The sequence below is a fragment of the Enterobacter sp. 168J2 genome (assembly GCF_034107265.1).
Taxonomy (GTDB): domain Bacteria; phylum Pseudomonadota; class Gammaproteobacteria; order Enterobacterales; family Enterobacteriaceae; genus Enterobacter; species Enterobacter nematophilus.
This window is the reverse complement of the sequence record NZ_JAWNEB010000004.1, coordinates 121,654-137,186: the sequence shown is the minus strand read 5'-3', so window position 1 is coordinate 137,186 and position 15,533 is coordinate 121,654. Positions and strand designations below refer to the sequence as shown.

General features: G+C 51.3%; 16 protein-coding genes. 2 read left to right on the top strand and 14 right to left on the bottom strand.

The window, feature by feature from the left end; genetic code table 11:
• Nucleotides 1–17 precede the first annotated feature (17 nt).
• Nucleotides 18–2,747 (bottom strand): ATP-binding protein, encoded by a 2,730-nt coding sequence (locus USG84_RS13030; RefSeq protein WP_253542856.1) that lies wholly within the window; start codon nt 2,745–2,747, stop codon nt 18–20.
• The gene (locus tag USG84_RS13025; protein ID WP_151413953.1) at nt 2,725–3,009 is read right to left on the bottom strand and encodes a helix-turn-helix transcriptional regulator; all 285 of its coding nucleotides are present in this window, start codon (nt 3,007–3,009) and stop codon (nt 2,725–2,727) included. Before USG84_RS13025 ends, USG84_RS13030 begins: the two co-directional genes overlap by 23 nt.
• Before the next feature lie 122 nt (nt 3,010–3,131).
• On the opposite strand from USG84_RS13025, the gene USG84_RS13020 reads away from it, so the two are divergent.
• Nucleotides 3,132–3,392: a helix-turn-helix domain-containing protein gene (locus tag USG84_RS13020; RefSeq protein ID WP_061097526.1), complete on the top strand. Its 261-nt coding sequence runs from the start codon at nt 3,132–3,134 to the stop codon at nt 3,390–3,392.
• Nucleotides 3,393–3,475: 83 nt separating this feature from the next.
• The gene (locus tag USG84_RS13015) at nt 3,476–3,985 is read left to right on the top strand and encodes a GNAT family N-acetyltransferase (protein ID WP_253542858.1); all 510 of its coding nucleotides are present in this window, start codon (nt 3,476–3,478) and stop codon (nt 3,983–3,985) included.
• 482 nt (nt 3,986–4,467) lie between these two features.
• Here the strand turns inward: USG84_RS13015 and hisP are convergent, their stop codons facing one another.
• The 12 genes from hisP to USG84_RS12955 form a co-directional block, all read right to left on the bottom strand.
• Nucleotides 4,468–5,241, bottom strand: a complete 774-nt coding sequence (hisP, locus tag USG84_RS13010) for a histidine ABC transporter ATP-binding protein HisP (RefSeq protein ID WP_028016220.1) — start codon at nt 5,239–5,241, stop codon at nt 4,468–4,470.
• 8 nt (nt 5,242–5,249) lie between these two features.
• Nucleotides 5,250–5,966, bottom strand: a complete 717-nt coding sequence (locus USG84_RS13005; protein ID WP_028013953.1) for an ABC transporter permease — start codon at nt 5,964–5,966, stop codon at nt 5,250–5,252.
• A complete protein-coding gene (locus USG84_RS13000; protein ID WP_028013954.1) occupies nt 5,963–6,649 on the bottom strand; it encodes a histidine ABC transporter permease HisQ in 687 nt (228 codons plus the stop codon). The genes USG84_RS13005 and USG84_RS13000 overlap by 4 nt, the downstream gene beginning before the upstream one ends.
• Before the next feature lie 87 nt (nt 6,650–6,736).
• Nucleotides 6,737–7,519 carry a histidine ABC transporter substrate-binding protein HisJ gene (gene hisJ / locus USG84_RS12995; protein ID WP_028013955.1) on the bottom strand — a complete coding sequence of 261 codons (783 nt, stop codon included), beginning with the start codon at nt 7,517–7,519 and terminating at the stop codon, nt 6,737–6,739.
• A gap of 225 nt (nt 7,520–7,744) precedes the next feature.
• Complete coding sequence (gene argT, locus USG84_RS12990; RefSeq protein WP_253542864.1) at nt 7,745–8,527, bottom strand: lysine/arginine/ornithine ABC transporter substrate-binding protein ArgT; 783 nt, start codon at nt 8,525–8,527, stop codon at nt 7,745–7,747.
• A 290-nt stretch (nt 8,528–8,817) separates the two neighbouring features.
• The gene (locus USG84_RS12985; protein WP_253542866.1) at nt 8,818–9,387 is read right to left on the bottom strand and encodes a UbiX family flavin prenyltransferase; all 570 of its coding nucleotides are present in this window, start codon (nt 9,385–9,387) and stop codon (nt 8,818–8,820) included.
• A gap of 88 nt (nt 9,388–9,475) precedes the next feature.
• Nucleotides 9,476–10,993, bottom strand: coding sequence for an amidophosphoribosyltransferase (gene purF / locus USG84_RS12980; RefSeq protein ID WP_014884664.1), 1,518 nt, complete (start codon nt 10,991–10,993; stop codon nt 9,476–9,478).
• A 33-nt stretch (nt 10,994–11,026) separates the two neighbouring features.
• Nucleotides 11,027–11,515: a colicin V production protein gene (gene cvpA / locus USG84_RS12975; protein WP_000262116.1), complete on the bottom strand. Its 489-nt coding sequence runs from the start codon at nt 11,513–11,515 to the stop codon at nt 11,027–11,029.
• A 253-nt stretch (nt 11,516–11,768) separates the two neighbouring features.
• A complete protein-coding gene (dedD, locus tag USG84_RS12970) occupies nt 11,769–12,461 on the bottom strand; it encodes a cell division protein DedD (protein WP_151412958.1) in 693 nt (230 codons plus the stop codon).
• On the bottom strand, nt 12,451–13,719 hold the full coding sequence (folC, locus tag USG84_RS12965; protein WP_151412959.1) for a bifunctional tetrahydrofolate synthase/dihydrofolate synthase: 1,269 nt from the start codon (nt 13,717–13,719) through the stop codon (nt 12,451–12,453). Before folC ends, dedD begins: the two co-directional genes overlap by 11 nt.
• 70 nt (nt 13,720–13,789) lie before the next feature.
• Nucleotides 13,790–14,695 carry an acetyl-CoA carboxylase, carboxyltransferase subunit beta gene (accD, locus tag USG84_RS12960; protein ID WP_003861408.1) on the bottom strand — a complete coding sequence of 302 codons (906 nt, stop codon included), beginning with the start codon at nt 14,693–14,695 and terminating at the stop codon, nt 13,790–13,792.
• A 154-nt stretch (nt 14,696–14,849) separates the two neighbouring features.
• Nucleotides 14,850–15,509 (bottom strand): DedA family protein, encoded by a 660-nt coding sequence (locus USG84_RS12955; RefSeq protein WP_151412960.1) that lies wholly within the window; start codon nt 15,507–15,509, stop codon nt 14,850–14,852.
• Between the last annotated feature and the right edge of the window lie 24 nt (nt 15,510–15,533).

The following is a 15,533-nucleotide window of genomic DNA, read 5'->3' as shown; positions in this document are numbered from 1 at the left end:
GTCTATATTTAACGAGGCTAACTAACTATATAAGACCAACAATCTAAATAAAGTTCAGTAAATGATTCTTCATTCATACTTGTTAATGAGTGAGTTTTATAATAATTAAATATAATTTTTACATCATCACTTAAAATATCATATTTTTTAAGTGGCAGAAAAATAAAATCCTTAACCCAATTTGTAAATGGCAATAAATCAATCACGTTTTTTGGTAGTTTACCTTTATTAATGGCTATTTGCTTATATTTTTCATTAAAACATGGCATCACAGCTCGGCTTTCGAATAAATAATCGTCGATTAAATACTTAAATATACTTGGTTCAATGTTAACATTACCCTTAGAATCATCAACTAAGTGAAGTTTGTAAGATATCGTACTATCTTCTCCATTTTTCCTCGTATTTATTGTAAGTTCTGAGACCGAGATGGAAATTTTCCTTCTTTGGATCAGTAAACCTAAAACATCGAAAACTGGGGATAGCCTATATAACCCATATTCATCATCATATCCCATAGGATCATCTACAATTATTATAGGTTCATCACCATCTAAGTAAGTGGATAACTCATTATCACATATTTCATAATTTTTCCAAAGCTGATCCATTGTAGAGCCATACATTGAATATAAATAAAAATCCGCCAATGCATTATCTTTTGTATTAGAACGAATATACTCCATATGTTTGAAACAAATCTTTCCTATTAACTCTTCTAGTTCCTCACTTCTATCCGCCCTCCCTTTCCTTCGGTCTATGGTAAGCCAATAACCAGCATCATGAGAAAATATGTCTACATATCCCGTTAGGAATTCAAATCTTTTATTTAATTCAAATCTTACACCTTTATAATAAGTTGCAACGCCTGCTCTATCTGACAAATCAACTGATAAGTTGAAATCAACATTCAAATCAAAATCGGTCGATTGTATGTACTCCCCTTTGTTTTTCCATCGCTTATTTCTATTGGATTTTATTATGATATTTTCATTGAAAAATAATTTTATTGGACAAGATGAAAAATCATTTCTTAACAAATTAAGCACATATGAGAAAAACTCAGGCTGAGCTTCATCTTTAAGCACATCAAAATTAAAACGATTAGTAGCTACTCCAATTCCAGATTTTTTCACACGGAATATCAAATCTATTTTTGTACCATTTTTTCGAAGGGGAATTTTTTGAAGGGAAAATTTATGTGCATTAAATTCAATATCAATCGTATTTAAATTATATCCAGGCTGCTCTGCCATCTTTGTATAAATAGAGACTTTATCACAAAACGTAAACGCCGTCTGAAGGCCAATACCAAAGAACCCTGTTGGCTTAGCCCACCCAGGCATTTCACTTCTTATTTTTTTACGAAATAAAGTTGTTTCAGAACCCACTTTAAATATCTTCTCTATATCATCTAATGACATACCAATTCCATCATCAGATATCACAAGTTTGAATGTCTCATCAACATCATTCTCACTTAACCTCTCAAGTTTCACTCGGATTAATGTATCACTCAATTTTTCATTAAAATAATTTCTAATCTCAAATTGTGATAGATTTTTAACATCTAACTCGTCAATAACATCTAACCAAACTTTGTAATAAGTAGCATCAATAGCATTCTGTATGACTTCTCTAACATAAGGATAGTTTTCACTATAAACTAGAACACTTGTTATATAATGATAAATTCTTTTATGATCAAGAGTAATTTCAGGAGCCCTACCGTTTATTGCTAAAAACCCTTTAATATCGCAGTTTAATTTTTCAATAGTTGGTAACGGTCTGAAACCAGAATCTGGGACAAGCTTATTCCATATCCTTTTTTGATAATCAAATTCATTCTGTATGTAATTAAACCATTCTTGCTGCGCATGATATGATTCATAGTCTTCACACTCTGCATCAATTTCTATCATCTCAGAATCAATGTATAGATGTTTAATTGATGCGTGCTTTCTTTGATGAGCTATGGAAGATAATGGAACGCATCCTATACTAGCCAAAAGAGAAGGGCAAAAACGTCCATCATCTATGTCTAATAGATCTCCTATTCTGAGTAGGGCTGCTATATACCTTGGGTGAGCATAATCATTCGCATCAACACCATCGTTATATTTAGCTATGTTCAACAACGATTCTCTAGCCATACCATGGCATGCCACTATTTGAGCAACAAAATTAAATAAACGTTTGGGGATTAATGATGTTCTTGGTGAATGCAATGCTATTCTATCAGGCTCATTAACATTCATTCCAGATCTCACTGCATGAATTTTTCTGAAATAATCAGCGATTAGAAATGTTAAAGAATTAGATATATCCAATGCTCTTTTTATATCATTTTCTTTTTTATCATTAAGTACATTACTTGCATGAAGAGCTAATTCATGATCACTTTGTGCGATTTCTTTTAACTGCCTTATGAAATCAGGGTCCTTAAGTAATCGTTGTTTTTCCTCATTGGTGATTATCATTCCAGCATCATGCCAGTAACATGACTCCAACAACATCCAGCAGTCTGTTGCAGAAAGATACTGTATATTTGGAGCTATCACCTTCTCTATTTGGGTTATGATGGTAGAAGAATGTGATGAATCATGAAGGCTGTAATGAGGATAGTCTCGTGAAATGGAGTTTAATGCTCTCGATAATAATTTCTTGTCAAATTCCCATTGAGCCCATAATAATGAATAATTAGCGTTCTCATCCGAAAGTTTTCTAAGTCTTTCTTCTATTTTCATTGTCACCTCTCATTACAATTAATTTTTTATAAGAGTAAATATACTCAGCCAAATCATCCTCTACCGTATAAAAATAACAAGCCGGGATATTCAAAACTTCCGCCAACTTACACGCCAGCGCAAAGTCAGGCGTATGGATCCCCTTCTCATACTGGTTCATACGTGCGCTAGCCGTCGCTTCATCAATCCCCGCAAGGATCCCAAGTTTTTGCTGTGATAGTCCGGCTTTCAATCGCGCCGCTTTAAGTCGATGGGGAAGCATGATGACTCTTCAAAATCTGGAAGTAGAGTCATGATTCTGGTATTCCGTTATTGAAATTGTACTAAGTATTACTTAGTATTTGTGTCTGCAATTTGAACAAAATCATATATAAAGGAAAATGTATGAATAGAAATCAGGACATGCACCCAGCAGATATCATTGCCATGCTCCACAAGCGTAAGCTCTCATTGGCCGCTCTTTCTCGCCAGGCGGGTTTAAGTTCTTCTACGCTAGCAAACGCGCTCTCCAGGCCGTGGCCCAAGGGGGAAAAGATCATCGCGGAGGCACTGGAAAAAGATGCGGCATCGATCTGGCCCAGTCGTTATTACGATCAATATGGCAACTATGTCGATCGTTCAAAGTTAATGAGAACCAAACGCTAACCCACCTCATCAGAATCCATTTTGTTCGCCAGTTCCATTCCGGTGTTAAGGTAATAAGCCTAATTCATCGGAATGGCGTAACAATGGCAACCATCACCACTCCCCGGCTTCATCTCACCCCTTTCGAACCCTCTGACTGGGCGTTCTTCCGCTCGCTGCGCGAAAACCGCGACATCATGCGCTACATGGCCGCGATTGCGCCTGAAAAAGAGACCCGACGCGTGTTTGCCGCGCGCCTGATGGCGGAGCATGTCTTCGTGATCCGCTTTCGGGATGACGATACGCCGCTGGGCGATATCGGCCTGCAAATCAGCCCTGAGAATCGTGAAGAGGCGGATATCGGCTACACGGTTGTGCCTGCCGCGCAGGGGAAAGGCATCGCCAGCGAGGCGCTGTGCGCGGTGTGTGACTATGCGTTTAACCAGACCGGCGTGAGGGCGATTAACGCGTACGTGCTGGCGGACAACGGCGGGTCTGTGCGGGTGCTGGAGAAAGCCGGGTTTGTGCGCACGCAGGTGCTGGAAAAGGCGTATGAGATTGACGGCGTGCGTTATGACGACTGGGTGTATCGCCTGGAGTGTGGTGCGGCCTGAGGCCCTCAACCCGGCCCTCTCCCAAAGGGCTGAGGAATCCCCAGTAATTTATAAGCAGAAGCAATAAGGTCGTTTCAGAACGAGTTAAAGCTTTCAGCGACGCCCTGGTCCGGCTGTAAATCGCCGAAGCGTTTCCGTAAGGCCGGGGCGAGGCGCACGGATGCGCCGAGAGGGCGTGGCCTGCAGGGATGCAGGCTCATGCCCGACCCGATAGCCTGAAGGAATAAGCTGAGGGCACCGCGAAGCGGCGATTTACCGCCGGGAGCCCGGGTCGCCAGGGCGGTGGCGATTGAGCCGCCCTGGCACGTTCACCGGTCATGTCCTTACAGAGTAGCAAGGAACGTAAAGTGAACGGAATGACCACCGGAGCCGTATGTTCCCCCTCACCCTAACCCTCTCCCCAAAGGGGCGAGGGGATTGTTCAGTGCTAGCATTAATTTGTGGGGAATCCTCAGCCCAAAGGGAGGGGGAAAGGCGAAAAATTACTTCAACGATCCCTTCAGGAACTGCTGCAAACGCGGGCTCTGCGGGTTTGCCAGCACCTCATCGGGGTGCCCCTGCTCTTCAATTTTCCCCTGATGCAGGAAAATTACGTGGTTGGAGACGTTACGGGCGAAGCCCATCTCGTGCGTCACCACCACCATCGTTTTGCCCTCTTCGGCCAGCTTCTGCATGATGCGCAGCACTTCACCGACGAGTTCCGGATCCAGCGCGGAGGTCGGTTCATCGAACAGCAGCACTTCCGGCTCCATCGCCAGCGCGCGGGCGATAGAGACACGCTGCTGCTGGCCGCCGGAGAGGTGCACCGGGTACTTCATCTGCTGACGCTCGTCGATACCCACTTTCGCCAGGTATTTCACCGCGCGCTCGCGGGCTTCCTGCTTGCTTAAGCCGAGCACCTGAACCGGCGCTTCCATTACGTTCTCCAGCACCGTCATGTGGCTCCAGAGGTTGAAGTGCTGGAACACCATCGTCAGGCGCGTGCGCAGCAGGCGCAGCTGATTCTTATCCGCCACCTTCAGCTGGCCGTCTTTGTCACGGACCAGGTTAATATTCTGCCCGCTCACCACAATCGAGCCTTCGCTCGGTTTTTCGAGGAAGTTAATGCAGCGCAGGAAGGTACTCTTACCCGAGCCGGATGAGCCGATGATACTGATCACATCGCCTGCATTCGCCTGCAGCGACACCCCTTTCAGCACTTCATGTTCGCCGTAGCGTTTGTGCAAATCAATAACGTTTAATTTGTTCTCAGCCATCATCTTTCTCAGTGCGTCGAAGAAGGTTTTATATGCTGCAACCAGCGTTTTTCAGCCTTACGGAACAGGCTAATCAGAACATAAGAGATAATTAAATAGAGCACCGCCGCAATGCCAAACGCGGTAAACGGCTGATAGGTCGCGGAGTTGATATCGCGCGCGATTTTGAGCAGGTCCGGCACCGTGGCGGTAAAGGCGAGCGCGGTGGAGTGCAGCATCAAAATCACTTCGTTGCTGTACGCCGGTAGCGCAATGCGCAGCGCCGACGGCAGAATAATGCAGCGGTAAAGCTTCACGGAGGAGAAGCCGTACGCGCGTGCCGCCTCGATCTCACCGTGCGGCACGGAACGAATGGCCCCGGCGAAAATCTCGGTGGTATAGGCGCAGGTGTTGAGCGTTAGCGCCAGCACCGTACAGTTCAGGCCGCTGCGGAAGAACGCGTTCAGCATTTCCGTGCCTTTTACGATCTCCAGCGTATACATCCCCGAATAGAACACCAGCAGCTGCACGTACAGCGGCGTACCGCGAAACACATAGGTAAACAGCCAGATCGGGAACTGAATAAATTTGTTGTTCGACACGCGGCCGATGGCAAGAAACACCGCCAGAATGCCGCCCATCACCACGGAAGAAATCAGCAGCCAGAGCGTAATCGCCACGCCGGTAAAGCGGTAGCCATCCGTCCACAGCAGGGATTTCCAGTATTCCTGAATAATCTCAATCACAGGTCAGCCCTCTTCACACCCACGGAGTAGCGACGTTCGAGCAGAAGTAGCACACCATTGGAGACGGTCGTAAAGACCAGATAGATCGCGCCGCAGACCACCGCAAAGTAGAACGGCTCCCAGGTGCTCTTGCCCGCCAGCTGAGTCGCTTTCACGACGTCTTCAAGACCGAGCAGCGAGACCAGCGCCGTCGCTTTGAGGATAACCTGCCAGTTGTTACCGATGCCCGGCAGCGCATAGCGCATCATGGCCGGGAACATGATCCGGCGAAACGTTTGTGAAGAGGTAAAACCAAATGCGGTTGCCGCTTCAATGTGTCCTCTTGGGACCGCCATGTAAGCGCCACGGAAGGTTTCCGTGAAGTAGGCACCGTAGATAAAACCGAGGGTAATAATACCGGCCACCATCGGGTCGATATCAATTTGTCCCATGCCCATCGCATCCGTCACGCTGTTCAGCGCAATCTGCAGACCGTAAAAGATAAGCAGCATCAGCACCAGATCGGGTACGCCGCGAATGAGCGTGGTATAGCCTTCGAAAATGAGCGCCAGCGGTTTGTTAGCCGAAAGCTTCGCCCCTGCGCCCGCCAGACCTATCAGCACCGCCAGCACCACGGAGCTGATGGCCAGCTCAAGGGTGACAAGCGCGCCCTGTAAAATAACGCCAGAAAATCCGTACAGCATACCGCGAGCCCTGTCGTATCGTGAGTGGTAAACCGTGTCTTATCCCCTCCCGCAGCGGGAGGGGCCGCACGTTATTTGACGGAGCGATTAGCCGCCGTACACATTGAAATCGAAGTACTTTTTCGCCAGCTTGTCGTAGGTACCATCAGCGCGCATTTCAGCAAACGCTTTGTTCAGCGCCTCACGCAGTTCGTTGTCTTCTTTACGCAGGCCCATACCGGTGCCCACGCCAAAGAGCTTCTCGTCCTTAATGGACGGACCGCCGAACTTGTAATCTTTACCCACCGGCGTTTTCAGGAAGCCTTCGCTTGCCGCGACTTCATCCTGGAATGCCGCATCAATACGGCCTGCCGTCAGGTCTGCGTAAATATTTTCCTGGCCCTGATAGGAGACGATTTCGATCCCCTTCGGTGCCCAGTGTTCGTTACCGTAGGTTTCCTGCGTGGTGCCCTGCAGCACGCCCACGCGTTTCCCCTTCAGCGACTCGAGTGTCGGTTGAATATCAGAAGACTTCGCCACTACCAGACGTGAATCGGCCGCGTAGAGCTTGTCGGTGAAGGCAATCTCCTGCTGACGTTTCTCGGTAATGGAAAGCGAGGACATAATTACGTCGATTTTTTTAGCTTTCAGGGACGGGATCAGCGCATCCAGCGGGTTCTCTACATAAGTACACTGCGCTTTGATGCGTTTGCACAGCTCATTGGCCAGATCGATGTCAAAACCTACCAGTTCACCCTTAGAATTCTTCGATTCAAACGGCGCATAGGTTGGATCGGTACCAATACGGATTTTCTGCGGAATGGCTGCGAATGCCGCGGTGGCGCTGGAAAAGGCCAGCACGAGGGATAGTGACAACACGAGTTTTTTCATATTTGTCCTCAACAAACTGTCTACATACGGTTTTTTACGACGACGGGGTGGGGTTAATGTGCCATTAATCCCCGCTGTCAGGCAAAGAATAATGCCTTTCTGGCGGGATTTTTTGCATTATAAATGCTTAAGTATGCACATAGCGACCCAATATGGTGCACAACCTGCACCATATTGAATCATTCGCACCCCAGGAGCACCATGTTAGTGCATCGCCGTTATGCGTTAGTCACCGTAGACGTTGAAGTCGAAGTATTTCTTCGCCAGTTTGTCGTAGGTACCGTCTTTGCGCAGCTCGGCAAACGCTTTGTCAAAGGCGGCTTTCAGCTCTTTATCGTCCTTGCGCAGGCCGATGCCGGTACCGTCACCAAAGTATTTTTTGTCTTTTACGGACGGGCCCGCAAAGGCGTAGTCTTTACCGGCCGGCTGCTTCAGGAAGCCTTCGCTCGCGGCGACTTCATCCTGGAACGCGGCGTCCAGACGGCCTGCCGCCAGGTCAGAGTAGATCAGATCCTGGTTCTGGTAAGCCACCACGTCGACGCCCTTCTCGCGCCAGTTGGCATTCGCGTAACCTTCCTGGGTCGAGCCCTGGAGCACGCCCACATGCTTGCCTTTCAGCGAGTCGATGGTCGGCTGGATCGGAGAACCTTTCGCGGCAATCAGACGCGAATCCGCAGCGTAGAGCTTGTCAGAGAAGGCAATCTCCTGCTGACGCTTTTCGGTGATGGAGAGAGAAGAGATAATGGCGTCGATTTTCTTGGCTTTCAGCGACGGGATTAACGCGTCGAAGTCGCTGCCCACCCATGTGCATTTCACTTCCATACGTTTGCACATTTCATTTCCCAGATCGATATCAAACCCCACGAAATCGCCTTTCGCATCCTTGGAAGAGAATGGCGCGTAGGTTGCGTCTGTACCGATACGAACCGTCTGTGGAAGCGCTGCGTAGCAACCTGCTGCCGCACTTAACCCCACCAGCAAAGACAGAGCCAGAACCGTCTTCTTCATACATTTACCCTCAAGTACCGTGATTTTATTATGTATTGTGTTGTGTGTTGTGTTGCAGGCTTCTCTTGCAGGTCTTATGCCACATTGCCGTCTGGTCAAAACTTCGACGTTAAATATGTTAATAAAACGTTGCGATATTGCCTTAATGGTGAAAGATAGCAGGTCTGCCGAACGAACCGGAAAGAGAAAAAGGGAAAAAGCGAATTAAATGTCGAGGATATGATCGCCGTTGCATAATTGCCCTGAAACAGGGCAACGTCTCTTTTCATGCACAGCATTTGTGCACAGAATCAGGCTCCTTGCCAGCGGGTAAAGAGGTCTTCGGGCAGATCGATGTCAAACTGATCCAGCACGCGATTGACGGTCTGATTAATCACATCGTCCAGCGACTGCGGCCGGTGATAAAACGCCGGCACCGGCGGCATGATCACCGCGCCCAGTTCGGCGGCCTGGGTCATCAGGCGCAGATGGCCCAGATGCAGCGGCGTTTCCCGCACGCAGAGCACCAGCGGTCGACGCTCCTTCAGCACCACGTCCGCCGCGCGCGTGACCAGCGTGTCGGTATAGCTGTTCACAATCCCGGAGAGCGTTTTGATTGAACAGGGCAGGATAACCATGCCGGCGGTTTTAAACGAGCCTGAGGAGATGCTGGCGGCGATATCGCGCGCATCGTGAACCATGTCCGCCAGCGCCTGGACATCGCGCAGGGAGAGATCCGTTTCAAGGGAGAGGGTTTGCCGCGCCGCCTGGCTCATCACCAGATGCGTTTCCACTTCTGCCACGTTACGCAAAACCTGTAGCAGGCGTACGCCGTAAATCGCGCCGCTGGCACCGCTGATGCCTATAATGAGTCGTTTCATGATTTCGCCCTTGCTGATTTCTGGGCTGACTGTGCAGGATTTTGCGGGGAGTTGCAAGTGAGGGCGAGCGCCCTCACCTGCGGAGAGATTAACCTTCGTTATGCATCTCTAAGCTTTCGAGATCGTTTTGCAGTTGAACGGCTTTCGCATCGTCATTGCGCAGCGAATCAAGATAGTCGAGGTACTGCTGGTCAACGTCTTTCGTCACGTAGACGCCGTTAAACACGGAGCATTCGAACTGCTGAATTTCCGGGTTCTCGGCGCGCACCGCGTCGATGAGATCGTTCAGGTCCTGGAAAATCAGGCCGTCGGCACCGATGATCTGGCGAATCTCGTCCACTTCGCGACCGTGAGCAATCAGCTCGTTGGCGGTTGGCATATCAATGCCGTAGACGTTCGGGAAGCGAATTTCCGGCGCGGCAGACGCCAGGTAGACTTTCTTCGCACCCGCTTCGCGCGCCATCTCGATAATCTGCTCAGAGGTGGTGCCGCGAACGATGGAGTCATCCACCAGCAGAACGTTCTTGTCGCGGAATTCCGCGCGGTTGGCGTTCAGCTTACGGCGCACGGACTTACGGCGCAGATGCTGGCCCGGCATAATAAAGGTGCGGCCAACGTAGCGGTTCTTCACGAAGCCCTGACGGTATGGCTTGTCCAGAATACGGGCGATCTCCAGAGCGATATCGCAGGAGGTTTCCGGGATAGGAATAACCACGTCGATGTCGAGATCGTCCCACTCGCGGGCAATCTTCTCGCCGAGCTTCGTGCCCATGTTCACGCGCGCGCTGTAGACGGAGATCTTGTCGATGAAGGAATCCGGACGGGCGAAATAGACGTATTCGAACAGGCACGGGTTGCTGACCGGGTTGTCGGCACACTGACGGGTAAACAGCTGGCCCTTCTCGGTGATATACACCGCTTCGCCCGGCGCAACGTCGCGCAGGAACTCGAAGCCCAGGGTATCCAGCGCCACGCTCTCAGAGGCAACCATATATTCGGTACGGCCATCGCCGAGGTCGCGCTTGCCCAGTACCAGCGGACGAATGCCGTTTGGATCGCGGAAGGCGACCATACCGTGACCGATGATCATCGCCACGCAGGCGTACGCGCCGCGGATCTGGCGGTTGGTCGCGGCAATGGCAGCGAAGATATTGTCTGCTTCCAGCGGGTAGTGACGGAAGTTATCCAGCTCGCTGGCGAACACATTGAGCAGGATTTCTGAATCAGAGGTGGTGTTAATGTGGCGACGTTTCTCTTCGAACAGCTTCTTACGCAGCTCATGAGCGTTGGTCAGGTTGCCGTTATGGGCAAGCGTGATGCCATACGGTGAGTTGACGTAGAAAGGCTGTGCCTCAGAGGCGCTGGAACTGCCAGCAGTAGGATAACGAACGTGACCGATCCCCATATTACCTTGCAGACGCTGCATATGGCGGGCTTCAAACACATCGTTTACCAGGCCATTGGCCTTACGTAAACGGAAGCAGTTGTTTGCATCAATGGTGATGATACCCGCAGCATCCTGCCCACGGTGCTGAAGCACCGTTAACGCGTCATAAATCGACTGGTTTACCGGCATGAAACCGGCGATACCGACAATACCGCACATTCGTCTTTTCCTCGTTAAGCCACATCTCAGGGTTTATGCCCTGGGCAAAAAACTCGACGAGCTTTGCAGATAGTCAAAGAACCATCTGATGATGAAGCTGAACTCTGGAATGAGCTGCGATTTCTGCCAGTCTTCACTTTTGGAGAACCCGGTGAAGGTATCCAGGAAGAACAGGATCGCGGCCACAATCAGCACGCCTCGCAACGCCCCGAAACAGATGCCGAGCACCCTGTCCGTTCCTGACAGACCGGTTTTCTCGACCAGCTGACCTATCACGTAATTCACGATAGCGCCGACAATCAGCGTCGCGATAAACAGCACCGCGATGGCGATTCCATTTCGGACCAGTTCATCTTCAAAGCCCGTGAACCAGACAGACAGGTAAGTGTAGTAATGACTGGCAACAAAGAAAGCACAACCCCAGGTTACCAGCGATAACGCTTCACGAACAAAGCCACGGATCAGGCTAACCAGACAGGAAAAACCAATCACCGCAATGATGGCGTAATCAATCCAGACCATATGTGTCCCACGATTAAACGCCCTGTCATCCAGTTCGGGGCGAATTCTAACAGAAAAAGAAAACGTTTGCGTAGGGATTTCCTTCCCGCGCGTAAATAAAAAAGGCGCTGAAAAAATGTTCAACGCCCCTCACCCTAACCCTCTCCCCAAAGGGGAGAGGGAACTGTACGATGCAGTATGATACAAACGCGCTCGATGCGACTTTCACCCTCTCCCCTTTGGGGAGAAGGCCGGGGTGAGGGGGTAGATCTTATCAGTTCGCGCTGTAGCTCATCACCACACCGCTCAACCCGGAGATCTGCTTCAGCTCGCCCAGCGACCCTTTCAGCTTGTCTTTCGACGCCTCAGGCCCCACGAGGATGCGGGTAATTTTACCCTGCACCGGCGTGGAAGGTGAAGTGTAAACACGATATCCCGCGCTGCGCAGTTTTCCGACAACCTCGTTGACTTTATCGGCGTTTTTCAGCGCCCCCAGCTGCACAACATAGGCTTTGCCGGTCGGCGCTGCGTCTTGCTTCGCCGGCGGTGGGGTTTCAGACGCTGCAGCCAGCTGCTCTGCTGCTTTATCTCGCTGTTGCTGTGGCTTCGGCTGCGGTTTTTCTACCGGCTTCGTTTTTTCAACAGGCTTTGGCTTCTCTACCGGTACCGGATCGATCTCGATGTTGTTATTCGCCGCCAGACGCGACGGGTCGAGCGACGGCGCAGCGGCATCGCCCGCGCGGACTTCTTCCGCCGCCCCTTCAGGCGGCTGCGCAGGCAGCGCCTGCGTCGCCGCTGGCAGCATATCCGGCTCATCGCGGTCGCCCGGCTTCGGCACCAGCGGAATGGCTGCAAACTCGTCCTGATAATGTTTTTTCTGCCCGTCGAGCAGCCCGGGAAGAATAATCACCCCGAGCGCGACCAGCACAATGGTTCCTGTTAAACGGTTCTGAAACTTACTCGCCACCGGTTCTCCCCGCGTCCATCACTTCCATGACATGTGCCACCGTGTGGAAAGAGCCACACACCAGCACGGTATCTTCTGGTTTAGCCTCCGCCATCGCGGCATGCCAGGCCTGCGCCACGCTACAGTAGATTGCGCCTTTGCCGAGATGCTCCATCAGCTGCTCAGCGGTCGCGCCGCGCGGCCCCTCCAGAGGAGCACAATACCAGCTATCGACCACACTCTCCATGCAGGCCAGCGTCCCGCCGATATCTTTATCATGAAGCATACCGATAACCGCCAGCACGCGCCCGGTTTTTGGTAACGATTTGAGACGTCCTGCGAGATACGCCGCCGCATGCGGGTTGTGCGCCACGTCGAGTATCAGACGCGGTGACTCGCTGACTATCTGGAAACGACCCGGCAGCAGCGCATTCTGAATGCCGTCACGGATTGCCTGCTCGCTGACCGCTAATCCGCTGGCGCGCAGTGCCGCCAGCGCAGTTGCCGCGTTCGGCTGCGGTACCTGCGGCAGCGGCAGGTTGTCCAGCACGCCCTGCGCATCGCTGAAGCGCCAGCCGTTGTCCTGCACCTCATAGTGCCAGTCAACGCCGCGACACAGGAGCTGAGCGCCCTTCTCGTTTGCTACATCAGCGATGGTATGCGGCATGTCCGGCTCGCCGACCACGGCGGGCTTATTCGCCCGGAAAATACCGGCCTTCTCGCGGCCAATGCTTTCACGATCCGGGCCCAGCCAGTCGGTATGATCCAGCGCGATGCTGGTGACCACCGCCACGTCCGCATCCACCATATTGGTGGCATCCAGACGCCCGCCCAGCCCCACTTCCAGGATCACCACGTCCAGCTGCGCCTGCTTAAAAAGCCACAACGCTGACAGGGTACCGTATTCGAAATAGGTTAATGAGGTTTCTCCGCGCGCAGCTTCGATAGCCGCGAACGACGCCGTATGGGCAGATTCCGCCAGCTCGCTGTTCTGCACGCGAACCCGCTCGGTGTAGCGCACCAGATGCGGAGAGCTGTAGACGCCAACCTTATAACCCGCCGCCATCAGAACTGATTCCAGCGTGCGGCAGGTCGTCCCTTTACCGTTGGTTCCGGCGACGGTAAACACGAAAGGCGCCGGTTTCAGCACGTCGAGACGAGCAGCAACCTGGCTTACGCGATCAAGCCCCATATCAATGGTTTTACTGTGCAGGTTTTCCAGATAAGAAAGCCACGCGGCCAGGGGCGACGTGGCTTGGGGAATGCTTTTATTTTCCATAATGCCCGGTTGTCATTAACAGGTTATAAAGCAAAAGGGCAGCGCCATCTGGCCCTGCCCTTTTCAGTTATCAGGCCTCGGGTTCCTGATCCGGTACCACCACGCCTTCGCGCGGCTCATCCGGGTTAGGCGCTGGCAGATTCATCAGCTTCGCCAGAATGCTGGCCAGTTTCAGGCGCATTTCCGGACGGCGGACGATCATATCGATAGCGCCTTTCTCAATGAGGAACTCACTGCGCTGGAAGCCCGGCGGCAGTTTTTCACGAACGGTCTGCTCGATGACGCGAGGACCGGCAAAGCCGATCAGCGCTTTTGGCTCAGCGATGTTCAGGTCGCCCAGCATCGCGAAGCTTGCGGAGACGCCACCCATGGTTGGGTCGGTCAGCACGGAGATGTACGGCAGACCGCGCTCCTGCATTTTCGCCAGCGCCGCAGAGGTTTTCGCCATCTGCATCAGGGACATCAGCGCTTCCTGCATACGTGCACCGCCGGAGGCAGAGAAGCAGATCAGCGGACAGTTGTCTTCCAGCGCCTGCTCAACGGCACGCACAAAGCGCGCGCCCACCACGGAGCCCATTGAGCCGCCCATAAAGGAGAACTCAAACGCGGCGGCAACAACCGGCATCTCGTGCAGGGTGCCTTTCATGACGATCAGCGCGTCTTTCTCGCCGGTCTCTTTCTGTGCAGAGGCCAGACGATCTTTGTATTTTTTGGAATCGCGGAACTTCAGCACGTCTTTTGGCTCAAGCTCGCTGCCCAGTTCTACCAGAGAACCTTCGTCCAGCAGGCTATGCAGGCGGTTGCGCGCCGACATACGCATGTGGTGGTCACACTTCGGACACACCTCAAGATTGCGTTCCAGCTCTGCGCGATACAGAACCTGGCCGCAGCTATCACACTTCGTCCATACCCCTTCAGGAATGCTCGCTTTGCGCGTCGGGGTAATGTTGCTTTTAATTCGTTCAATCCAGCTCATTGATAACCTTTCTGCCTGAACCTGGTCGTATGCCAGTTTTGCTATAAGAGGCGAATAATGCCATTTTTGCCTCCAACAGACCATGAATGTTGCACATTAAAACATAACAGCCCGAAACTTTGGATAAAAAAGTGGTCGAACCGCCAGCGTGCATTTACTTCGCTTGCTTTGCCGCCGCACGTTTGTGACGAATAATTTCGATAATGCCTGGCAGTACGGAAAGCACAATAATCGCTACAATCAGTAACTTAAGGTTTTCCTGAACCACCGGCAGGTCGCCAAACAGGTAGCCTGCATAGGTAAACAGCAGTACCCACAGCAGGGCCCCTACCACGTTATACATTGCAAAATGACGATAGGACATATGGCCCATTCCCGCCACAAACGGTGCAAATGTGCGCACAATAGGCACAAAACGCGCAAGGATAATGGTTTTTCCGCCATGACGTTCATAGAAGGCATGGGTCTTGTCTAAATAGCTGCGGCGGAAAATTTTCGAGTCCGGATTGCTGAACAACCGCTCACCGAACACCCGCCCGATGGTGTAGTTGACCGCATCACCGATAATCGCCGCGACGATCATCAGCACGACCATCAGGTGGACATTCAGGTCATTGGTTGGCAGGGCAGATAACGCACCGGCCACGAACAGCAGCGAGTCTCCCGGCAGGAACGGGGTAACGACCAGACCGGTTTCACAGAACAGAATCAGGAACAGAATGGCGTAAACCCAGACGCCGTACTGCGCGACCAGCTCCGCCAGGTGAACATCAATATGCAGAATGAAATCAATCAGAAAACGTATTACGTCCATATTGTCTAAGCCTTAATTGCACCT